This is a genomic window from Paraburkholderia nodosa DSM 21604 (genome assembly GCF_000519185.1).
Lineage (GTDB): Bacteria > Pseudomonadota > Gammaproteobacteria > Burkholderiales > Burkholderiaceae > Paraburkholderia > Paraburkholderia nodosa.
Genome location: NZ_JAFA01000052.1, coordinates 21889 through 43964, shown reverse-complemented (window position 1 = coordinate 43964; position 22076 = coordinate 21889). Strand labels below are relative to the sequence as shown.

Here is a 22076-nt window from a genome sequence, read left to right as displayed (position 1 = left end):
CCGCCGCTGCAGGTGAAAGCAACGTGGCAGGCAGCCGGGCGCGCAGCAAGTGGAAGCTGCTAGCCGGTCTCGCTTACCCGGTCGTGATCCTGTGCGCGTGGCGCTGGGATTCGCCGCGCTTCGTGGGCTTGTTGCTGCTCGTGCTGCTCTGGATGCAGCGCGTGGCCGGCACGGGCGCGCTCGCCGCAACGCTGCGCAAGCTCACGCCGGTGGACTGGGCCGTGGCCGTCACGCTCAATGTTGCCTCGGTGGCCATCGTGATCACCAATAGCGAACGGCTCATGCGCCTGTATCCTTCGCTCGTGAATCTCGGGCTGCTCGTCGCATTCGGCGCGACCCTCGTGAAGGGTCCGTCGATGGTCGAAAAATTCGCGCGTCTGACCTATGCCGATCCGCCCGCGCACATCGTGCGCTATACGCGCCGCGTCACGCAGCTCTGGTGTGGCTTTTTCGCTTTGAACAGCCTGTTTTCCGCCTGGACGGCACTCGCCTGGTCCGCTCGCGCCTGGTCGCTCTACAACGGCGCGCTCGCCTACGGGATCATCGGCGCGCTGCTGGCCGGCGAGTTCGTCTGGCGCAAATGGATCATGCTGCCGCGTGCTGCGCGACGGGAGGCGGTGTGATCGCATTGCACGAGCTTCTCGTGACGCGTTGCCGCGCGCCGCGTAGCGTGGTTTGCGTCGATGGCGCGAACGTGACGGATTTCGCTACGTTCCGTGCGCATGTGCTGGGCATGGCCGCGCGCCTGCGCACGCGGCCGGGCCGGCGCTTCGCGCTATGGAGCGACGACCCGTATCTGTTCGCCTGTGCTTTGTTCGGACTGCTTGCGGCCGGCAAGGTGCCCGTGATTCCGGCGAACGCGACGCCGGGCTATCTCGCCGAACTGAGCGACGCGTACGACGCGGTGCTGGACGAAAACGAGCTTGCCGGGTGGTGTGCCGATACGGCTGCGGTTCAGCCTGTCGACCTCGGCATGGCGATCGACGCGAATGCGATGCTCACGCTCTTCACGTCCGGCAGCAGCGGCACGCCGAAGCCCGTACACAAGACGCTCGCGCAGTTCGACGCCGAAGTGCATACGCTGGAAGCCGCGTGGGGCACGCTGCTGGGCGACGCGGCCGTGCTCGCGAGCGTGCCGCATCACCACATCTACGGGCTGCTGTTCCGCGTCTTCTGGCCACTGGCCGCGGGAAGGCCGTTCGCCCGCGCGACCTGTGCCGACCCGGCGCAATTGCAGGCGCGGATTGCCGAATGTTCGGCGCAGTGCGGCGCGACCGTTGTCGTCTCGACGCCTGCGCAGCTCTCGCGCTGGCCCGATCTGCCGGGCTTCGCGACGCTCGGTCCGCAGCCGCGCGCGTTCTTCTCGTCGGGCGGCCCGCTGCCGCTCGACACCGCGCAGCAATACGCCGCCACGTTCGGTGCCGCGCCGCTGGAGATCTACGGCAGCACGGAGACGGGCGGCATCGCCTGGCGCAGACAAAACGAAATGCAAGCGTGGACGCCCATGCCGGGCATCGCCGCGCGCGCGGGCGCAGCGGAACAGGGCGGTGCGCTCGAAGTGCGCTCGCCGCATCTCGGCCACGACGGCTGGCATCGCACCGACGACAAGGCCGCGTTCGACGAGCACGGCCGCTTCGTGCTGCAAGGGCGTCTCGACCGCGTGGTCAAGCTCGACGGCAAGCGTGTGTCGCTCAGCGAGATGGAGAGCAAGCTGCTGCTGCATCCCGGCGTCGCGGAAGTGAGGACCGTGCTGCTCGAAGGCGGCTCGCGCGAGCGCATAGGCGCGCTCGTGGTGCTCACCGCAGAGGGCCGCGAAACGCTGCGCCGCGATGGCCGCGTTCTGCTCCTCAAGGCGTTGCGCCGCCATCTCGCCGCCTGGTTCGACGCGGTCGTTCTGCCGCGCCACTGGCGCATTCATTGCGCGCTGCCAGTCGACTCGCGCGGCAAGATTCAGGCGCAGGCAGTCGCCCGCGCGTTCGCGGCCAGCGAAGAAGGGTTCGAGTTGCTCGCGCAATGGGACGACGCGGAAGGGCGGACATTCGAATTGCGAGTGCCGCACACGCTCGTTCATTTCGCGGGCCACTTTCCGGGCCTGCCGATTCTGCCTGGCGTCGTGCAGGTCGACTGGGCGATGCGCTTCGCGCGCGACTGGGTGCCCGGCGTGCGCGCGCTCGCCTCGATCGATCAACTGAAATTCACCATGCCGGTACCGCCGGGTGCGCTGCTCAAGCTCGTGCTCAAGCACGACGCCGCGCGCCGGCGCGTGGCGTTCGCGTGGCGCGTCGGCGAACGCGACTGCGCGTCCGGCGCCTTCGTATACAGGGAGCCCGCATGAGCCTCGCGGCCTGTATCGTCATTCCGATCTACAACCACAAGGACGCGATCGGCGGCACCGTGGCGAACCTGATCGTCCACGGCCTGCCGCTCATCGTCGTGGACGATGGCAGCGACGACGCCACCCAGCAGGTGCTGGCGGACCTCGCGCGGCGCTACGCCGGCAAGCTTACGCTGCGGCGCCTGCCCGTGAACGGCGGCAAGGGCGCGGCGGTGATGGCGGGGCTGCGCGCCGCGCGCGACGCGGGCTATACGCACGCGCTGCAGATCGACGCCGACGGCCAGCACGACGCCGGGGACGTCCCGCGCTTTCTCGCCGCCGCGCAGGCGAATCCGCGCGCGGTCGTGATCGGCCAGCCCGTCTACGACGAGAGCGTGCCGAAAGCGCGTCTCTACGGGCGCTATCTGACCCATGTGTGGGTCTGGATCGAGACGCTTTCGTTCACGATTCGCGATTCGATGTGCGGCTTCCGCCTCTATCCGCTCGACCTCGCGTGCGCGCTGATCGACAGCGTGAAGCTGCCCGAGCGCATGGACTTCGACATCGAGATTCTCGTGCGCCTGCACTGGCGGCGCGTGGCGTTCGTCTCGATTCCGACCGCCGTCACCTATGCGGCCGATGGCGTCTCGCATTTCGACGTGCTGTGGGACAACGTGCGCATCAGCCGCAGCCATACGCGGCTCGTCGCGGGCATGCTCGCACGTCTGCCGCTGCTGCTCGCGCACAAGGTCCTGCCGCGGCGCACGGATGCGGGCGATGGCAACGACCCGTGGTGGCGCACGGCCGAACGCGGCAGCCGGCTCGGCATGGCGCTGCTCGCCTGGAGCTGCGGCCTGTTCGGGCGGCGCTTCACCGCGCTCTGGCTGCACCCCATCGTCGCTTACTTCCTGGTGACGGGCCGTCCCGCGCGCGACGCCTCGCGGCGCTATTTCGACCGGCTGCAGCAGTGTTCGCCGGAACGCGAGACGCCGCGCCCCGGCTGGTTCACGGCCTACCGCCATATGCTCTCGTTCGCGCAATCGGGCTTCGACAAGCTGGCCGCCTGGACAGGCCGCGTCGATCAGACCGACGTGGAGATCGACGACCCACGCGCGTTCGACGCGTTGATCGCGAGCGGTCGCGGCGCGCTCGTGATCGGCTCGCACCACGGCAACCTCGAAATGGCGCGGGCGCTGGCCGTGCGCGGCGCGCAAACGAAGGTGACGGCCATCGTCTACACGGAGCACGCGAAACGCTTCAACAGCGTGCTGTCCACCGCACACCACGATTTCGCGCAGCATCTCGTGCCGGTGAGCGACTTCGGCCCGCAAACGGCGCTGATGATGCAGGAGCGCATCGAGCGCGGCGAGCTGCTCGTCATCGTCGGCGACCGCACGCCCGCGCGCGAAACCGGCCGTACCACCGAAGCGCAATTCCTCGGCGAGACAGCCGCGTTTGCTCAGGGGCCCTATGTATTGGCGCACGCGCTCGCGTGCCCCGTTTATCTGTTGTTCTGCCTGAAAGAGCGCACGGGCTACCGGCTCTACTTCGAGCCGTTTGCCGAGCGCATCGATTTGCCGCGGCGGGGCCGCGCCGAGCATATAGCGGCATGGGCGCAGCGCTTTGCGTCGCGCCTCGAACACTATTGCCGCAAGGCGCCTTACCAATGGTTCAACTTCTACGATTTCTGGGCGCGCCCCAGTGGGGGTGCGGATGGCCGAAACTGACCTGAAGGATGCCGACGTCAAAGCGGATGCCGTGGTATTCGGCGGCCGCCATTTGACGATCGAGGACGTCGTGGCGGTAGCGCGCGGCGGCGCCGCCGTGCGGCTCAACGACGACCCGGCCTGGCGCGAACGCATCGCGCGCGGGGCGGAGTTTCTGCGTCGGCATCTCGAAGCCGGTGCGACCGTGTACGGCGTCAATACGGGCTACGGCGACGCCTGCGTCGTCGACGTGCCGATGGCGCTCGTCGAGGCCCTGCCGCTGCAGCTCACGCGCTATCACGGCTGCGGCATGGGCGAGTATCTCGACGACGCCGCGGCGCTCGCCGTGATCGCCGCGCGTCTGAATTCGCTGGCGTTCGGGCTTTCGGGCGTACGCCCGGTGCTACTCGAACGCCTTGCCGATCTCATCAATCATCGCGTGTTGCCGCGTATTCCCGCCGAAGGCTCGGTGGGCGCAAGCGGCGACCTCACGCCGCTTTCGTATGTCGCGGCGGCGCTGGTCGGCGAGCGCGGCGTGCAGTTTCGCGGCGCGCCGTGCGAGGCGCGCGACGCGTGGCTCGCGCTAGGCCGCGAACCGCTCACGCTCGCGCCCAAGGAAGGCCTCGCGCTGATGAACGGCACGGCGGTCATGACGGGCCTCGCCTGTCTCGCGTTCACGCGCGCGGCGCAGCTCGCGCGTCTGGCCGCGCGGCTCACCGCGCTCGCCACGGTGGCGCTCGACGGGCGCGCCGCGCATTTCGACGCGTTTATCTTCGAAGCCAAGCCGCACGCTGGGCAGGGCGAGGCGGCGGCCTGGATCCGTGCCGATCTGGCTGGCCGTCCGGACACGCCGGGTCACCGCTTGCAGGACCGCTATTCGATCCGCTGCGCGCCCCACGTGATCGGCGTGGCGAACGACGCGCTCGCGTGGATGCGCCGCGACATCGAGAACGAACTGAACAGCGCCAACGACAATCCGCTGATCGATCCCGACGGCGAGCGCGTGCTGCACGGCGGCAACTTCTACGGCGGCCATATCGCGTTCGCCATGGACGGCCTCAAGACGGCCGTGGCGAATCTTGCCGATCTGATGGACCGGCAACTCGCCTTACTCGTCGACGACAAGTTCAACAACGACCTGCCGCGCAATCTCACGGGCGCGACGAGTGCGCGTGCGCCGATCAATCACGGCTTCAAGGCCGTGCAGATTTCGTCGTCGGCGTGGACGGCGGAAGCGCTCAAGCACACGATGCCCGCGAGCGTGTTCTCCCGCTCGACGGAGGCACACAATCAGGACAAGGTGAGCATGGGGACGATCGCGGCGCGCGACTGTTTGCGCGTGCTGCAACTTACCGAGCAGGTCGCGGCCGCCCACGCGCTCGCCACCGTGCAGGCCGCGCGCCTGCGGCTGCGCGGCAACGCCGCGACCGTGATTCCCGAGCCGCTTGCCGCGTTCATGGAAGACGTAGCCGCGACGTCGCCATTCGTCGACGAGGACCGCGCGCTCGAACACGAACTGCGCGCCATGACGGAGCGGATCGCAACAGGCGACTTCCTGGCGCAGAACGCGGAGGGCAGGCCATGAGCGAATCACGCAAGCTTGCGCCGGTGTTGAGCGCAAGTGCGAACGTGGAAGTGCCGTTCCATGACGTCGACGCAATGAATGTCTGCTGGCACGGCCACTATCTGAAGTATTTCGAATTCGGCCGCGCGGCGCTGCTGCGCAAGTTCGACTACGACTATCGCGAGATGCAGACCTCGGGCTACGTCTGGCCCGTGGTCGAAGCGCATTTAAAGTATGTGCGGCCCGCCGTTTACGGGCAGCAACTCGAGGTCTGCGCACACCTGCTCGAGTACGAAAATCGCCTGAAAATCAGCTACGAAATCTACGATTGCGATTCGCGCACGCGGCTCACGAAGGGCTACACGATCCAGGTCGCCGTGAACGCCGCGACGCAGGAGCTGCAGTTCGTCTCGCCGCCGGTCGTGCTCGAAAGGCTGGAGCGTGCATGGGCGCGTTGAAACGATGCGCGGCGGTGGCCGCTCTGCTTGCGCTTCAGTCGATGTGGATGCCGGCGCGGGCCGCGACGGCGGCTGTAACCGTGAGCACGAACGCGAGCGCCGGCGACGCGGCACTCGTCTCGCAGATCGCGTCGCGTCTCGCGCGTGCGAACGGCGTGCGTGCGCATTTCACGCAAACGCAGACGCTTGCCGCGATGAAAGCCCCGCTCGTCAGCACGGGCTCGCTGCTGTTCTTTCGCGAGCGTGGCGTGATCTGGCAGGTCGAGACGCCGTACAGGAAAACGTGGATCATGCGCGACAGCGGTGTCACCGTGATCGATGCCAACGTTCAACCTGATCAGCGCACCCGGAACGGCGGTGCACAGGGCGCGCGCGGTGCGGCGGAGATCGCGAAGATGATGCGGGCGATGCTCGGCGGCGACCTGAGCGGGCTGTACTCGCAATTCGACGTGGCGGCGCGCGGGACGCCTTCGCAATGGCAGATGCACCTCGTGCCGCGCCAGCCGCAGATCGCGCAGGCGCTGCGCGGCATCGAGATGGAAGGCGGCGACTTCCTGCACAGCTTGCGCATCACGTTCGCCAACGGCGACGTCACGCAGTACGACTTTAGCGGCAGCGCGCAGGTGTCCGAACTGGCGCCCGCCGACCAGAAGCTTTTCGGAACGCCGTAGTGAGTTCCTCTGAGCTTCGCACCGCAACCCAGCCGTGGCGGCAGTGGACGCTGCGCGCCGCGTGGCTGCTGCTGGCCCTCGCGGCGGCGCTGTATTGCGCCTGGCGCTTTGCGGGACCGACGCCCCTGCAGACGAACCTGCTCGCGCTGCTGCCGGCAACCGAGGCCGACCCCGTGGCCGAAGAGGCCGTGGACCAGCTTGCGAGCGCGCTCGGCAACCGCGCCGTGCTGCTGGTGTCGAGCAGCGACGCGGTGCACGCGAAAGCCGCGGCGCAGCGACTGGGCGCGGTGCTGAGCGCGAGTCACGCGTTCGCTTCGGTGACGGCGCAAGTCCCGCCGTTCGACCTCGGCCGCATTACGCGCTTCTACCTGCCGTACCGCTTTGGGCTGCTCACGGCGCAAGACCGTGCGATTGCTTCCGGGAGCATCGAAACGCTGCGCGGAGCGCTCGCCGAGCGCCTCTATGGACTGCCGGACGCGGGTCTCGCAACGTCGCTCGCCGACGATCCCTTCGGCTGGCTTCAGCACTGGCTCACGGGGCTGCCGCTCGCGGCATCGAATCTCACCATCGAAGACAGTTTCCTCGTTGCGCACCGCGCTAACACCACGAGCGTGCTCGTTATCGGCACGCTGCCTGGATCAGCCTACGAATCCGATGTTCAGCGAGGCGTGCTGCTTGCCGTCGCACACGGCGAGGCCGCGCTCAAGGCTTCATGGCCCGATGTGACCGTCGCGCGCACGGGCGCCGTGTTCTATGCCGAGTCTGCGCGCCGCGCCTCGGAGCGCGACGTGCATCTGATCGGCATCGTTTCGGCGGTAGGCATCGCGCTGCTCATGCTCTGGATCTTCCGCTCGCCGCGGCTGATCCTGCTGGGTTTCGTTTCCACCGCGCTCGGCATCGTGTGCGCGCTCGCGGCCACCATGCTCGTCTTCGGCAAGCTGCATCTGTTGACGCTTGTGTTCGGCGCGAGCCTGATCGGCGAGGCGGTCGATTACTCCATTCAGTACTTCGTCGTCTACCTCGGCGCGCGGCACGGCTGGGATTCGCGGCGCGGCGCGCGCGACGTGCTGCCCGCGCTCACGGTGGCGCTCAGTACGAGCCTGCTTGGCTACGCCATTCTGACGTTCGCGCCGTTTCCGGCGCTCAGGCAGATCGCCTGCTTTGCCATCGTCGGCATCTTCACCGCCTTCGCTTCCGTCATCTGGCTGCTGCCGAGCCTCATGACGCAGCCCGCGCGCCGCAGTCCCCAAACGCTCTTCGCGGTGGCCGCGGCCTCGCTCGCGAAATGGCAAGCGCTGATCGGCGGGCGGCGCGCATGGGGCGTCGCGCTCGCACTCGTGGTCGTTGCCGTGCCGGGCTGGCTGCAACTGCGCAGCGACGACGACATTCATCTGCTGATCCAGCGGGACCCGGCGCTCGTTGCGCAGGAGCGTGTGGTGTCGAGCGCCGTGGGGGCCGACAGCAGCGCTCAGTTATTCGTCGTGCGCGGCACGTCGCCCGAGGTCGTGCTCGAGCGCACCGAGGCGTTGTGCGCGCGGCTCGGCACGCTCACGGGCGCGTCTGCGCTGAGCGGCTGGCAGTCGGTGACGTCGTTCGTGCCGTCCGAAGCGCGGCAGCGGGCCGATCGCGCGTTGCTCGGCGCGCACGTGTTCGCCGATCCCGCCGCTTTGCGCACATTGCTGGGCGCGGCGGGCTTTCGTGACGAGGTGGCGCAAACGTGGCTAGATGCCTGGGCGCATTCGGGCGCTTCCGTGCTGCACGTGGACGACTGGCTTGCCGAACCCTGGTCGCAGCCGTTCCGCCACCTGTGGCTCGGGCGTTCCGTGAGCACGCCCGGTGCATTCGCCGCGATCGTGATTCCGCAAGGCGTGTCCGCTGCGAACGCGCCCGCGCTTCTCGACGTCGCGCATGCGCTGCCCGGCGTGAGCTTCGTCGACAAGGCGGCGAGCGTATCGCGGCTGTTCGGCGTGTATCGGCAGGACGGTGCGATCTGGCTCGCGGGTGCGCTCACGCTCGTGCTCGCGCTGCTGATGTTCCGCTACGGCTGGCGCGGCGCCATCTCGGTTGCACTGCCGGTGTGGCTCGCCATCGGCGTCACGCTCGCCGCTTTCGGCTATGCGCACGTGCGCATCAATCTCTTCAACATGCTGGCGCTGATGCTCGTGCTCGGCGTGGGCGCGAACTATGCCGTCTTTCTGCGCGAAGGCGCGATGCGCGCTGCCACCGATCGCGGCGCGGTATGGACGGGTGTGCTGCTATCCGCCGCGACCACGCTGCTCTCGTTCGGCATGCTCGGCATGAGTTCGATGCCCGCGCTCAAGAGCTTCGGCGCCACACTGTCGCTCGGCATCATGGTGTCCGTCATGCTCGCGCCGATCGGCATGCCCACGAATCAACGGAGAAAGGCCTAATGGCGCTCCCTGTCTATTTGCACGCGCTCGGCATGGTCAACGCGCTTGGCGACGACGTGGCTGCGATCGTCGATGCGCTCGCGCGCGGCGAGGCGCCCGGCATGGGGCCGATCGCGACCCGCACCGGTACGGCGTTCGCGGGCAGCGTGAAGGCGCCGCTCGACGTTGCGCCGCCCGCATCGCTCGCCTGCTACGACTGCCGCAACAACCGGCTTCTGCTTGCCGCGCTGGCACAGATCCGCAGCGCCATCGAAGCCGCGCGCGAACGCTTTGGCGCGGGCCGTATCGGCGTCGTGCTGGGTACGAGCACGTCGGGCATCAGTGCCGCGGAAATGACGTTCACCCATCCTCTGCAGCAAAAAGCCGCTTCGACGTTCGATTACCGCCAGATGGAGATCGGCACGGCCGCGCCGTTTGCCGCCGCGGCGCTCGACCTACGCGGCCCGGCGTACACGATCTCCACGGCATGCACGTCGAGCGCCAAGGCGTTCGTCGCCGCGCGCCGTCTGCTGCGCGCGAACCTGTGCGATGCCGTCGTCGTGGGCGGCGTCGATTCGCTTTGCGAACTCACGCTGCAAGGTTTCGCCTCGCTCGAATCGACGAGCCCCGTACGCACCAACCCGATGAGCGCGCAGCGTCGCGGCATCAACATCGGCGAGGGCGCGGCGGTGTTCCTGATGAGCCGCGAGGCGGGGCCGGTGATGCTGGCGGGCGCGGGCGAGTCGAGCGACGCCCATCATATTTCCGCACCCGACCCACAGGGCGCGGGCGGCGAACTCGCATTGCGTGCCGCGCTCGCCGACGCGGGCATCGGTGCGGCCGCGATCGGCTACGTCAACCTGCACGCAACCGCCACGATCAAGAACGACCAGATGGAAGCGCACCTCATGGCGCGCGTGTTTCCTGACGGCGTGGCCGCGAGCGGCACGAAGCCGCTCACGGGCCATACGCTCGGCGCGGCGGGCGCGAGCGAACTGGGGCTCGCGTGGCTCACGCTCGCTCGCGACGACGTTGCGCTGCCGCGCCATCTGTGGGACGGCGAAGCCGACCCGGCGCTGCCCTCGCTCGACCTGGTTGAAGACGTGCGGTATTTGCCGCGCAACGGCGTGCGCCAATACGTGATGAGTAACTCATTCGCGTTTGGCGGCAGCAACGTTTCACTCATACTCGGACGGTGATCAAGGCCATGAATTCCGTTCCTTCCTTATCGACGGACGCATTCCCGCCGATCGAGGCGATCATCCCGCACCGCGGCACGATGCTGCTGCTCGACTCGGTCGCCGTATGCAGCGACGAATCGCTCACGGCGCTTGCCAGCGTGCGCGCCGATGCCTGGTATGCCGACGAGCAGGGCGCGATGCCCGCGTGGATCGGCATCGAACTGATGGCGCAGGCGATCGCGGCCCACGTCGGCCTGTTGTCGATGCGCGATGGCAAGCCCGCGCGCCCAGGCGTGCTGCTCGGCACGCGCCGCTATGAGGCGGCGCAAGGCGCGTTCGCAAGTGGCGCGCCGCTCAGCATTACGGTCAACGAACTGCTGCGCAGCGAAGAAGGCCACGGCGCGTACGGCTGCACCATCAGTCAGGATGGCAAACTATTCGCCGAGGCCACCGTGAAGGTGTATCAGCCGCGCGATTTTCAGACTTTCATCGAGGAGAATTCCAGATCATGAGCCGTCGTGTTCTCGTCACCGGCGCGAGCCGCGGCATTGGTCGCGCGATCGCCTATCATCTCGCCGCGGACGGCTTTGCCGTCACCGTGCATTGCCGCACGGGCCGCAACGAAGCGGATGCCGTCACGGCAGGCATCGTCGCACAGGGCGGCGCGGCCAGCGTGCTGCAGTTCGACGTGCGCGACCGCACCGCATGCCGCACGGCGCTCGAAGAAGACGTGGCGGCACACGGCGCCTACTACGGCATCGTCTGCTGCGCGGGCGTGACGCGCGACGCCGCGTTCCCCGCACTGACCGACGAAGACTGGGACATCGTGCTCGAAACGGGCCTCGACGCGTTCTACAACGTCGTGCATCCGCTCGTCATGCCGATGGTGCGTGCGCGCAAGGGCGGCCGGATCGTGACGGTGGCCTCAGTGTCGGGCGTGACGGGCAATCGCGGGCAGGTCAACTACAGCGCGGCCAAGGCCGGGCTGATCGGCGCGACGAAAGCGCTCGCTGTGGAACTGGCCACGCGCAACATCACGGTCAACAGCGTCGCGCCCGGGCTCGTCGATACGGGCATGCTCGACGACGTGCCGCTCGAACACGCGCTCAAGGCCGTGCCGATGAATCGCGTGGGACAGCCCGCCGAAGTCGCGGCCGTGGTCGGCTTTTTGATGTCCGACGCGGCGTCTTATGTCACGCGCCAGGTCATCGGCGTCAACGGCGGGATGGTCTGATGAAACGCGTCGTCATTACCGGCATGGGCGGAGTGACCGCGCTCGGCGATCAGTGGGAGCAGGTCGAAGCCGCGCTCAAGAGCGGCGTCAACGCCGTCAAGCGCGTGCACGACTGGGACTATATCGAATCGCTGCATACGCGCCTTGCGTGCCCGCTGCCGGCGTTCAATACACCTGAACATTACCCGCGCAAGAAAACGCGTTCGATGGGCCCGGTCTCGCTCTACGCGGTGCGCGCGAGCGAACACGCGCTGGCGGACGCGGGCCTGCTCGACGACGCGTCGATCAAGGACGGCCGCATGGGCGTGGCGTACGGGTCATCGGCCGGTTCGGTCGAGCCGGTGCGTGCGTTCGGCAAGATGCTCGAAACGGGCTCGATGAGCGACGTGACGTCGAACAGCTATGTGCAGATGATGCCTCACACCACGGCCGTGAACGTGAGCCTCTTCTGGGACCTCAAAGGACGCATCGTGCCGACGTCGTGCGCGTGTGCTTCGGGCAGCCAGGCCATTGGCTACGCCTACGAGATGATCGCGAATGGCAAGCAGACGCTGATGCTCGCGGGCGGCGCCGAGGAGCTCTCAGGGCCCAGCGTGGCCGTGTTCGACATGCTCTACGCCACGAGCACGCGCAACGACGAGCCGCAACTCACGCCGCGTCCGTTCGATGCCGCACGCGACGGCCTCGTGGTGGGCGAAGGCGCGGCTACGCTCGTGCTCGAGGAATACGAGCATGCCGTGGCGCGCGGCGCGCGCATTCATGCGGAAGTGGTGGGCTTCGGCTGCAATTCGGACGGAGCGCATATCACGCAGCCCACGGCGGCCACGATGGCGGTCGCGATGCGCCAGGCGCTCGCCGACGCGCAGTTGGCCCCCGAGGCGATCGCGTATGTGAATGCGCACGGCACCTCCACGGATCGCGGCGACGTGGCCGAGAGCCAGGCTACGGCGGAGACCTTCGGCGCGCGCATGCCGATCAGCTCGCTCAAGAGCTATATCGGCCATACGCTCGGCGCTTGTGGCGCGATCGAGGCCTGGTGGACGATCGAGATGATGAAGCGCAACTGGTACGCGCCCACGCTCAACCTGACCGAGGTCGATCCGGCCTGCGCGCCGCTCGACTACATCCTGGGCGAGCCGCGCACGATAGACGCCGAATACGTGATGAGCAACAACTTCGCGTTTGGCGGCGTGAACACGTCGCTGATCTTCCGGCGCGCGCGTTGAGCATGCCGACATCGTTATCAGCGGGCGGCTTGCAGCGCGTCGTCGTGACGGGCATGGGCATCGTCTCGTGCCTCGGCAATACGCTCGACGGCGTTTCCTCGCGATTGCGCGACGGGCGGGGCGGCATCACGCGCGTTCAGGCGTGGCGCGAACGCGGCTTCGCGAGCCAGGTGGCGGCCGTCGCTTCGGTGGACGGTGAAGCGCCGTTCGAGCGCAAAGCCGAACGCTTCATGGGCGACACGGCGCGCTTTGCCTGCCACGCCGCGCGCCGCGCGATCGCCGATGCGCAGCTCGACGCGCACGCGCTGCGCACGCCTCGGGCCGGCGCGGTGGTGGGCTCGGGCGTCGGCACGATGTCCGCCTACGACACGGCCATGGAAAGCGCGAACGCGCGCGGCATCGACCGCGTGCCGCCCTATACGGTGCCGCAGGCGATGAGCAGCACGACATCGGCGAATCTTGCGCACGTGTTCGGAATGGAAGGCGTGACGTATTCGCCTTCGTCGGCGTGCACGACTTCGGCACTCGCAATCGGCCAGGCCATGCAGCTGATCCAGACGGGCCGCCAGGACATCGTGCTCGCGGGCGGCGCCGAAGGCTTGCACGACAACATGACGCTGATGTTCGACGCGATGGGCGCACTCTCGCGCGGCTTCAACGACACGCCGGAACGGGCGTCGAGGCCCTATGACGCGCAGCGTGACGGCTTTGTGATCGGCTCGGGCGCAGGCATCCTCGTGCTCGAATCGCTCGCGCATGCGCAGGCACGCAACGCGCGCATCTACGCCGAGCTGACCGGCTACGGCCATGGCACCGACGGCGCGCAGATGGTCGCGCCGCAGGCGGGCGGCATTGCGCGTGCGATGCGCGAGGCGCTCGGCGAGGCCGGCTGCCGTCCCGACTACATCAACACCCATGCGCCTTCGACGCCCTCGGGCGATATCGAGGAACTGCTGGCGCTACGCGCCGTGTTCGGCGGCAATGTGCCCGCGTTTTCCTCGACGAAGGCGCTCAGCGGCCACCCGCTCGGCGCATGCGGTGCGCACGAAGCCATCTACACCTTGCTGATGATGCGCGATCGCCGGATTGCCGGTGCCGTGGGCATCGAAGCGCTCGATGCGGCTGCGGCCGGCATGCCGCTCGTGCGGGAAACGCGCGATGCGCGCATCGAGACGGCGATGTCGGTTTCATTCGGGTTCGGCGGCAGTTGCGCGAGCCTGGTGTTTCGCGCCTGGAATGCGGTCTGAGGTTTCAGGCAACCCTGAAGATAATGAGGATTCCAATGAAAAAGACTTACCTCACGCTGAGCACGGCCGCGATCGTCAGCCTGACGTTGGCCGCTTGCGGATCGGAGCGCCTCACGCTGCCGATCCAGCCCGCGGCTTCCCTCTCGACAGCCAAGGCCGCGTCCAGCGCGGACCCCGCCGCGAAAATCGCCGTGTATTTCGGTGCGCAGCCGCATCCGGAAGTGGTGCGCCACGTGGGTGACGCCTCGCATTCCCTGCGTGTCGCCCGCGCGACCGACGGCGCCGAGGCTACCTGCAACAAGGCGCTCGCGACCGCGCTCGACAAGCTGCGCGCGGACGCCCACAACAAGGGCGCCAACGCCGTCATCAACGTGACCACGCGCTTTCACGGCACCGAAACCGGGTCGGCCACCGAATACACCTGCGGCGTGAGTCCGAGCGCGGCGGCCATCGCCGTCACGGGCGACCTCGTGGTGCTGCAAACGAACTAAACCAACGGAGAAAAGCAATGAAGAAACTGTGGATGTTCGCCGCGCTGTGCGCGGCTTTTGCGGCGTCGCACGCCTACGCACGCAATACGGTCGACACCTATTCCGTCGATGTGGCGCTCCAGAGCGAGCCCGGCAAGGTGAGCGACGACATTGCGCTGTACTTTGCGGGCCAGCCTCATCCGGCGGTGAAGAAAACGCTGGGCCAGTTCTCCACGAACAAGAAGACGAACGCGTTTGGCAAGAGCGACGAAGCGGCGTGCCAGCACGTGTTCCTTTCGGCCGTGGCCGAGTTGCAGGAACACGCGCGCAAGGAAGGCGGCAACGCGATCATCAACATCAAGAGCAACTACAAGAACGAACTGCGCGAGAGCGCCACCGAATTCACGTGTGGCGCGGGCGCAATGATCGCCGGCGTGGCGCTCGTCGGCGACGTGGTGACGCTCAAGGGCGGCAAGTAACCCGCAGCGGGCGGCGTCGGGCGACCCGCCTCACGCCGCCTTCATGCCGGCTTGACGGCGGCTACGTTGACCAGGGTTTCGCGCCGCTTCCCAGGCTTGGGATGATGCAGGCCGAGGCGCTCGAAGAGACCGAAATCCGCTGCACGGCTCCACCACAGATAGGGCAGCGAAACATTGCGCTCCGAAAAGCGGAAACCCGCCGTGCGGATCATCTCGAGGTAGCCATTGGCGCTTTTCTGCACGTGCATCGGATGGCGGAATAGCAGGCGGATGACCCACGAGCGGATGTAAGCCTCGGTGGATTCGGCGAACAGCAGCACGCCGCCCGGCTTGAGCACGCGGTGGAACTCCGCGAGCGCGCGTTCCTGCTCGACGAGATGATGGAACGTCTGGTGGCAGAAGACGATGTCCGCGCTGGCCGTGGGTAGCGGCAGGCTCGCGCAGTCGCCGTGCAGCAGCTCGAACGCGGTTGACGTCTGCAATTTGTCCTGGCAGGTTCGCGCGGCGCGCGCCGCCAGTTCGAGCGACGCCTCGTGATAGTCGATCCCGACGATGCGGCGCGGGCGGAAAGCCTCGGCCAGCAGGCGGAACGACTTGCCCTGGCCGCAGCCGACATCGACGATTTCGGGCGAATCGGGCAAAGGCGCGTCCACGAGGTGCTTGAGGTCATTGATCGCCACGCGCAGCACGTGGTGCTCCCACGTATGGGTGCGGAGAAACCAGATGCCGAAGGCCGTTTCCGGTACGAACGGGACGTAATTTGATTCGGAAACCGACATATTTTTTTTATCCGTTGCGAATGCGGTCGTGGACGAGAATGGGCATTGTAAATGCAAGGGCGGGGCGAGGGGTGTCAGAATCACGGTTTCGCGCAGCGTAGTGCGCTTGCATTGGGCCTACAAGACGTAACAGGACGTGACAGGACGTAACAGAGCGCGTCAGAAAGAGAAGGAATCGGACTATGGAAAAGAGCATTGGAGAAGCCGTTACGACCCCAGCCGCGCGACGCGAAGCCGTCGACGTGGCGATCATCGGCGCGGGCCCCTCGGGCGCGGTCGCTGCCGCCTTGTTGCGCAAGGCCGGCCGTTCGGTGCTCGTGCTGGAGCGCCAGCATTTCCCGCGCTTCTCGATCGGCGAGAGCCTCTTGCCGCAAAGCATGGCGTATCTCGAAGAGGCCGGCATGCTGCAGGCCGTGGTGGAGGCCGGCTTTCAGTACAAGAATGGCGCGCATTTCGTGTGGCGCGATGAGGTATCGTCGTACGACTTCCGCGACAAGCATACGGCGGGCTGGGGCACGACGTACCAGGTGGAGCGCGCGAAGTTCGACGAGCTGTTGATCGGCTGCGCCGCGCAGCAGGGCGCCGAAGTGCGTTTCGGCCACACGGTGACGGGCATGCGCACGGGCGACGCGCCGGTGCTGGAGGTGATCGACGAACACCAGGCGCGCTATGAAGTGCACGCGCGATTCGTGCTCGACGCGAGCGGCTTCGGCCGCGTGCTGCCGCGCCTCCTGAAGCTGGAGGCGCCCACCGGTCTGCCGACGCGTGCCGCGATCTTCAGTCATGTGCGTGACGGGCTGCCGCTGGACGCCTTCGATCGCAACAAGATTTGCATCGCGACGCACCCCGAGCACCGCGACGTGTGGTTCTGGATGATCCCGCTCGCGGGCGGCCGCTCTTCGGTGGGCTGTGTTGCCGATGCCGCTTTCCTCGACGTGCCGCAAGCGGAACGCGAGGCGCGGCTGCGCGCGCTCATTCGCGAGGAGCCGACACTGAACCGCCTGATCGGCGACGCGCCATTTCTCATGCCCGTGAACCAGATCGGCGGCTATTCGGCCAACGTCGAACGATTGCATGGGCCAGGCTTCGCGCTACTCGGCAACGCGGGCGAGTTTCTCGACCCGGTGTTTTCTTCGGGCGTCACCATTGCGCTGCGTTCGGCGCACCTGGCCGTGAAGGTGCTCGAGCGCGCGCTCGGCGGTGCGGCCGTGGACTGGCAGGCCGAATACGACGTGCCACTGCGCAAGGGTATCGACACGTTCCGCGCGTTCGTCGAGCGCTGGTACACGGGCGAGCTGCAGGACATCATTTACTACCCGCGCCAGACGCCCTTGATCCGTCGGATGATTAGCTCGGTGCTGGCGGGCTACGCATGGGACGAGAGCAACCCGTACGTGGCGGAGCCGGTGCGCAGGCTCACTTCGCTGCATGAGGCGTGCAAGCTGTCCCTGTAGCGAGCGGTGAGGGCCGCATGTTGGGTTGGCGCCTGCGGCGGGTCGCAGGACCAACCCGGTTTTCGCGGTTTCACTGGCCCGGTGGAGGCACCGCGCCTAGCTGGATCATCAGCCCAAGCGTATCCATGATGAGGCGGGTTTCCTTGATCCTGGCTTCCTGAAAGCGGTCGATGACCATGCCCCATACCTTGACGGAGCGCCCCGTCGCGTCCACGCCGAGGAATGCTCCCCTGTGCGTGCCCGTCCACTCGAAGCGGGTCAGCACGCGGTCGCCTTCTGTGAGTTGTTCCTCGACGCGCCAATGCATGTCCGGGAACGCGGCTCGCATCCCTCGCACGACATCCTTGAGGCCCTCGATACCGGGACCCTGGCCGGGGAACGGCACCTGCTCGACCATGTCTTCCCAGAAAAACCGCTCCACGGCGTCGATCTGCCCTTGATTCAGGACTTCCTCGATAAACGCGCGAACAATATCGCTTGTTTCATGCATGGAATGAATGTCTCCTGGTTGGCGAGCGTGGGAAGTGAAAGCCGGTTGCTGCAGAGTAGGCGGGCAAGCGCCAGGACGTGCGCCGGAGTCGTACGAGAACGTGCGGTGGCGCACGTTCGGGGCTTCGCGTTCCATGACCTTCACGAGGCCACGTGCCCGGAGGGTGGCCTGCCTGTGAGTTTCGCGCGCCGGCGGATTGCTTTCACCTCTTCCCGTGTGAGTCCGAGTGAAGCCAGAAACGCTGCGTGCGAGTCGGGGTTTTCAGCCTCGAACCCTGCATGCCACCTGTCCATCTCCGCTTCGTCGAAGCCTGCGCTCCGCAGCAACGCTACCCACGCGTCTTTGCCGCGTTTCTTTCCTCGCCGGCGAAACGATGGTTGCGCGAGCAACGTGGCAATCGCATTCTGACGCTGCTTGAGACGCGCGATTTCCTCCGTCAACACCATCAAATGCGTTTCAAGGATCTGGGCGGCTCTATCTGCCTCGTTCGCGAGGACGTCGCGTATTGCGGCTAATGGCAACCCGGCGGCCCGATACGCACAGATTGCGCGTAGACGCTCGCGTTGCGTCTCATCGTAGAGCCGGTAGCCCGCGGTGCTGCGCGCGACCGGCACGAGCAAGCCCAGCGCTTCGTAGTGCAGCAGCGAGGAACGCGAAAGTCCCGCCTCGCGTGCCAGTCGTCCGAGAGTGAAACGAGTGAGACGTGTCATGACGGCAAGGGAAGTCTATCGGGTGGGAGGAAGAACAGGCGCGCTTCGGGCCGGCTCAGCCTGTCGGGCGAATAGTATGCGGCGACAAGCGCGCGGCAATCGCCGGAAAAGGCCGGTGCGTGTGCGAGAAGCGCATCGAACGAGTGCAATGGATCCGATGCGCCCGCATGCGCCATGAGCCGGATCAGCGCCTCCGTGATTGTACGGTGGTACCGGTCCGGCGCGCCGAGATGCGTGGCGTATCGCGCGATACCGGCACAGGTGCGCTCGATCGCCTCGTCCAGAGGAAAGCGCTGCAAGTGTATCCACGCCACGCGCAGATGATTGCGATGATTGAACGCAGACGGTGGCAACCGGCAGGCGAGAAAGGCTTCGAGGAAGGCGTCGTCAGTGAGATCGCGGGTCGTTTCCATCTCGATCGATTCCCTGTTTGTTGAACACGGTATCGATCGTGAAGGTGACTACGGTAGTCGGGTCAAGCCCCTTCGCTCAGTGTCAGAAGGCTACGGAGTGGCGGCGCTGGCGGGAAGCCTGCGATCCACGCGTGCCACCGAAAAAAGTCACCGCGTCGCGGGCGGAAAACGACTCGCCGTCGAACAGGCGGCGCATCATTTCATCGAACCACATGAGCAGGATCTGGACGACTCCCGCTTGCGCTTCGCCCTTGAACAGGTGCATACCGCGCCGCGCCTGCGAATAGACGTTGACGTTCACGATCGCACGAGCCGAGGCGCCGCCCATGCCCAAATTGCGTCCGTGCTCGGTGGCGGCCCATATTTCCTTGATCAGCACCGCGGTCAGAACGATGCAGCCGTATTCCTGAGGATCGACGGAGGTCACTGTGCCGTGAGCGTAGGGATTGTCACCAATCGTGCCGGGTGAAACGCCCTTGAGTCTGGCGATTGCGTTGATATCGACCTCGCGTAGCTTCGCGGTTACGATTTTTTTGGAGCCGCAGCGCAGACATTCCTTGATGTCGAGTCCCGCCGGATACTGCCGGCTGCAACTCTCGCACAACAGCACCTCAGGTGCGACGCGATAGGCCTGTTGCCAGTCGTCGATGTATTTCTTCCAGCTTCCTTGCTCCTGATCGTAGTAAGCCTTCTTTGACTCAAGAAACGAGTCGTTCTGGAAATAGAGATTTGGGTTGGTTTTTACGTAGGCGACGGGGGTGGCTGATCGCACCATATCGTCCTGCCCAGGGCTGAAAATGATGGCCTGGCCGAAGTCGATCAGCCGTAGTTTCCCACCGAACCGCATCAGATTTTCACCGTGAATATCGAGGTGCAACACGCTGACATCCTGCGTGACGTCCACTGTCATGTAATGCCGGGAGAACTCATACAACTTGCGCAGGTCCTCGAACACGCTGATGAGGTCCGACATATTCAGTGTCGTGTAATCGACCGTGCCTTCGCCGAGTTCCAGCAAGACGTACTCATCGCGTCCGAGCGTCAGAACGTCCACGCACGTTGTGGTCAGGGCTGCTTCGAAGTACCGCATCAGGTACTGGCTGGTTTTGTCGAGACGATTTCTAGGCGTGGGGCCGCCATAACCGGTCACGGTATACGAGTCCCTGACAAAGTGTTTGACTGCATAGCGTTGCCCGTTTTGCTCTTCACCGAGAAAGACTGCGCCCCCCATCCCGCCCTTGCCGAGCATACGGACGATGCGGATTCGCTTGCCGGTTTTCGGAAAGACCACGTTGTTGGGATCGAGCTTCGTTGCGTATTCCTGCGCGTCGTCGGACAGTTTGGGGAACATCGCAGCCGGAAATTGAGCGAGCATGCCCTTGAGAACGGTCTCCGCCTGCAGGACCTTCATCAACTCCCGGGCGACGATATCCCCGTTGCGGCGCTCGAATTTTTCGAGGAGCTTCCAGGTCTGCTCCGCGGTTTTGTGAGAGCCGTGCGTGCGCTGGTAAGCGAGCAGGCGCGCCGTGACGATGTCAAAGCCATGCGCGCGAAATTCGTCGAACTTGCCCGTCGCTCTCGCGACGGGCGTGACGGCGCGCTTGCTCGCAGAGGTGTTCCAGGCCTGGTAAATGGATTCTGCTTCACTGCGTCCCATCGTCTTCACCTCCGCTAATCGCGCGCGATACTCGTCTGCCACTCAGAAGTTGCCGAAGAAGCCGCGCGCAGCGACCATGCAGAACGGCGCGACGATGTCGGCGTGGTAGGCCTGAAGCACGGCAGAAAGGCCGCCATCCGTTGCGCCAGCCTGAACAGCCTGAGTGGCGACCGATGCCTTGGCCTGAGCGAAACCCGCTTTCACAGCGGCAAACGGATCGCTCGCGCCTGGAGCGGAATCGACGTCGAGCACGTTCGTCAGGCCCGGCGGGACGTTGGCGTTTTTCCAGTAGGCCTGCTCGATTGCAGCATTGAAAAAGAACACGGTTGGGTCGAGATGGCCGCCACATAGCAGCACGGGCGAGCGCGGCACCCAGTTACGCAGATCGTTTCTCCTGAACGCCTGACGCAGCGGCTGAGCCGGACTGGCAGCCGGGGCCATCGCTGCGGTCGGCGAGGGATACGCGCCATCCGGGTTGACGATCTGGTCTTCGAGGATGCTCAGACGATAGGTATTGCGCACGAGATTCGCGGTGCCGAATCCCATCGCGAATAGCGGCGTCAATTCAGCGGGCGCGAGGGGCGGGGCAAGAGGCGGCGTCAACGAAGCGAACTGTGACGCAGGCGGCGTGCTGCTGAAGAGCTGCGTTGCGGGCAGTTTGCCTTTGGCGAACAAGGTGTCCATTGACGTGACGCTCGGCAACAGGTTCTCTATTCCCGGGGCATAGGCCGCCTCGAAAAAGTCGCCTGGCTTGCGATAGATATTGCCGTAGGCGTGCTGGTAGCTCGTGGTCACCAGCACCGTGAAGATGGTCGAGCCGAGGTCGACCTCGCCCTGGACGAGGGCATCGGCCATGGCGCCCAGCGCGTACGGACCCGAGCCGGGCGCGGAAGCCGTGACGTTGATGCCGGCCGCCTGCAGCGCGCGGTGTGTAGCGAGCGCCACGTAGCCGCCCTGCGAATATCCGGTGACGAACAGCTTGCCGTTCTCACGCGTCTTGTTTGCCGGATCGGGCAAGGCCATCGCGAAGCGGGCCGCGCGTAACGAATCGATCACATCGGCGGATTGCTGCTCGCCGTTCAGATAGGGGTGGTACGGCAAGGGGGAGCCCGCGTAGCCGGCATAGTTGCTTGCCACGACGATATAGCCTTGCGCTGCGTAGATCGCCGCCACGGCAATGCCTTCGCCCGCGCCGTCGCCGTTGGCCGGGTCCGTTTGCGTAATGTCGGCGATGTTGTAGTTGCGGTAGGTCGTGGTTCCGTGCGCGTACAACATGAGGGGGCGCGGCCCCGTACAGGACGCGCCGCCGCCAGGGATCATCAACGCCGCGCTCGACATGGTGGGTTCGCCCGCACCGCCTATCGTGAGGTAGCGGAAGTACTTGATTTCGATGTCGCAGCGGGGCGTGCCGGCAATCTGCAGCAATTGCTGACCGGTTGCGTTTGTCCCCAGCAGTTTGCTGAAGTCACTCGCGCTCAGGCGCAGGCTCGTTCTCTGCTCGACTAGCTGGCCGCGGAAAAAGCAGCTCAACCCGCTGCATGTCGATCCCGCCTGCACGACGACACTGGCACTCGACAAAAAGAAAGTCAGAAGTACCCAACCCGTCTTAAGAATCGCTCCTCGCATCTCACGC

Annotated in this window: 21 protein-coding genes; 15 read left to right on the top strand and 6 right to left on the bottom strand. The window is 66.1% G+C overall.

Going from position 1 to position 22076, the window contains the following annotated elements; genetic code table 11:
* The first annotated feature begins 23 nt into the window (after nt 1-23).
* From A3CW_RS0139935 to A3CW_RS0139870, 14 genes are read left to right on the top strand one after another with little or no spacing between them, the layout of a single operon-like run.
* Nucleotides 24-623, top strand: coding sequence for a COG4648 family protein (locus tag A3CW_RS0139935; protein ID WP_245623857.1), 600 nt, complete (start codon nt 24-26; stop codon nt 621-623).
* Nucleotides 620-2335 carry an AMP-binding protein gene (locus A3CW_RS0139930; protein ID WP_028208533.1) on the top strand — a complete coding sequence of 572 codons (1716 nt, stop codon included), beginning with the start codon at nt 620-622 and terminating at the stop codon, nt 2333-2335. Before A3CW_RS0139935 ends, A3CW_RS0139930 begins: the two co-directional genes overlap by 4 nt.
* Entirely contained in the window at nt 2332-4041 is a 1710-nt protein-coding gene (locus tag A3CW_RS0139925) for a glycosyltransferase family 2 protein (RefSeq protein WP_028208532.1), read from the top strand. The genes A3CW_RS0139930 and A3CW_RS0139925 overlap by 4 nt, the downstream gene beginning before the upstream one ends.
* Entirely contained in the window at nt 4028-5605 is a 1578-nt protein-coding gene (locus A3CW_RS0139920) for an HAL/PAL/TAL family ammonia-lyase (protein ID WP_028208531.1), read from the top strand. The genes A3CW_RS0139925 and A3CW_RS0139920 overlap by 14 nt, the downstream gene beginning before the upstream one ends.
* Entirely contained in the window at nt 5602-6042 is a 441-nt protein-coding gene (locus tag A3CW_RS0139915) for an acyl-CoA thioesterase (protein WP_028208530.1), read from the top strand. Before A3CW_RS0139920 ends, A3CW_RS0139915 begins: the two co-directional genes overlap by 4 nt.
* The gene (locus A3CW_RS0139910) at nt 6030-6713 is read left to right on the top strand and encodes an outer membrane lipoprotein carrier protein LolA (protein WP_028208529.1); all 684 of its coding nucleotides are present in this window, start codon (nt 6030-6032) and stop codon (nt 6711-6713) included. The genes A3CW_RS0139915 and A3CW_RS0139910 overlap by 13 nt, the downstream gene beginning before the upstream one ends.
* A complete protein-coding gene (locus tag A3CW_RS0139905) occupies nt 6713-9124 on the top strand; it encodes an MMPL family transporter (RefSeq protein WP_028208528.1) in 2412 nt (803 codons plus the stop codon). Before A3CW_RS0139910 ends, A3CW_RS0139905 begins: the two co-directional genes overlap by 1 nt.
* Nucleotides 9124-10302 (top strand): beta-ketoacyl-[acyl-carrier-protein] synthase family protein, encoded by a 1179-nt coding sequence (locus A3CW_RS0139900; RefSeq protein ID WP_028208527.1) that lies wholly within the window; start codon nt 9124-9126, stop codon nt 10300-10302. Before A3CW_RS0139905 ends, A3CW_RS0139900 begins: the two co-directional genes overlap by 1 nt.
* 8 nt (nt 10303-10310) lie before the next feature.
* Nucleotides 10311-10796 carry a hotdog family protein gene (locus tag A3CW_RS0139895; RefSeq protein WP_028208526.1) on the top strand — a complete coding sequence of 162 codons (486 nt, stop codon included), beginning with the start codon at nt 10311-10313 and terminating at the stop codon, nt 10794-10796.
* The gene (locus tag A3CW_RS0139890) at nt 10793-11518 is read left to right on the top strand and encodes a 3-ketoacyl-ACP reductase FabG2 (RefSeq protein WP_028208525.1); all 726 of its coding nucleotides are present in this window, start codon (nt 10793-10795) and stop codon (nt 11516-11518) included. Before A3CW_RS0139895 ends, A3CW_RS0139890 begins: the two co-directional genes overlap by 4 nt.
* Nucleotides 11518-12744: a beta-ketoacyl-ACP synthase gene (locus A3CW_RS0139885; protein ID WP_028208524.1), complete on the top strand. Its 1227-nt coding sequence runs from the start codon at nt 11518-11520 to the stop codon at nt 12742-12744. Before A3CW_RS0139890 ends, A3CW_RS0139885 begins: the two co-directional genes overlap by 1 nt.
* A 2-nt stretch (nt 12745-12746) precedes the next feature.
* On the top strand, nt 12747-13991 hold the full coding sequence (locus A3CW_RS0139880) for a beta-ketoacyl synthase N-terminal-like domain-containing protein (protein WP_028208523.1): 1245 nt from the start codon (nt 12747-12749) through the stop codon (nt 13989-13991).
* A gap of 35 nt (nt 13992-14026) precedes the next feature.
* Complete coding sequence (locus A3CW_RS0139875) at nt 14027-14482, top strand: signal peptidase (protein ID WP_028208522.1); 456 nt, start codon at nt 14027-14029, stop codon at nt 14480-14482.
* Between the two features lie 17 nt (nt 14483-14499).
* Nucleotides 14500-14940 carry a YbjQ family protein gene (locus tag A3CW_RS0139870; RefSeq protein ID WP_028208521.1) on the top strand — a complete coding sequence of 147 codons (441 nt, stop codon included), beginning with the start codon at nt 14500-14502 and terminating at the stop codon, nt 14938-14940.
* A gap of 41 nt (nt 14941-14981) precedes the next feature.
* Here A3CW_RS0139870 and A3CW_RS0139865 read toward each other — a convergent pair whose 3' ends face one another.
* The gene (locus A3CW_RS0139865) at nt 14982-15719 is read right to left on the bottom strand and encodes a class I SAM-dependent methyltransferase (protein WP_028208520.1); all 738 of its coding nucleotides are present in this window, start codon (nt 15717-15719) and stop codon (nt 14982-14984) included.
* A 182-nt stretch (nt 15720-15901) separates the two neighbouring features.
* Here A3CW_RS0139865 and A3CW_RS0139860 point away from each other — a divergent pair, with 182 nt between their 5' ends.
* Nucleotides 15902-17173 carry an NAD(P)/FAD-dependent oxidoreductase gene (locus A3CW_RS0139860; protein ID WP_051482034.1) on the top strand — a complete coding sequence of 424 codons (1272 nt, stop codon included), beginning with the start codon at nt 15902-15904 and terminating at the stop codon, nt 17171-17173.
* 70 nt (nt 17174-17243) lie between these two features.
* Here A3CW_RS0139860 and A3CW_RS49170 read toward each other — a convergent pair whose 3' ends face one another.
* The 5 genes from A3CW_RS49170 to A3CW_RS0139835 form a co-directional block, all read right to left on the bottom strand.
* On the bottom strand, nt 17244-17663 hold the full coding sequence (locus A3CW_RS49170; protein ID WP_051482033.1) for an ester cyclase: 420 nt from the start codon (nt 17661-17663) through the stop codon (nt 17244-17246).
* 140 nt (nt 17664-17803) lie between these two features.
* On the bottom strand, nt 17804-18373 hold the full coding sequence (locus tag A3CW_RS0139850; RefSeq protein ID WP_028208518.1) for a MerR family transcriptional regulator: 570 nt from the start codon (nt 18371-18373) through the stop codon (nt 17804-17806).
* Complete coding sequence (locus tag A3CW_RS49165; RefSeq protein ID WP_051482031.1) at nt 18370-18786, bottom strand: hypothetical protein; 417 nt, start codon at nt 18784-18786, stop codon at nt 18370-18372. Before A3CW_RS49165 ends, A3CW_RS0139850 begins: the two co-directional genes overlap by 4 nt.
* A gap of 82 nt (nt 18787-18868) precedes the next feature.
* Nucleotides 18869-20443 carry a serine/threonine-protein kinase gene (locus A3CW_RS0139840; protein WP_028208517.1) on the bottom strand — a complete coding sequence of 525 codons (1575 nt, stop codon included), beginning with the start codon at nt 20441-20443 and terminating at the stop codon, nt 18869-18871.
* Between the two features lie 42 nt (nt 20444-20485).
* Entirely contained in the window at nt 20486-22069 is a 1584-nt protein-coding gene (locus A3CW_RS0139835; protein ID WP_028208516.1) for an alpha/beta hydrolase family protein, read from the bottom strand.
* Nucleotides 22070-22076: the final 7 nt, after the last annotated feature.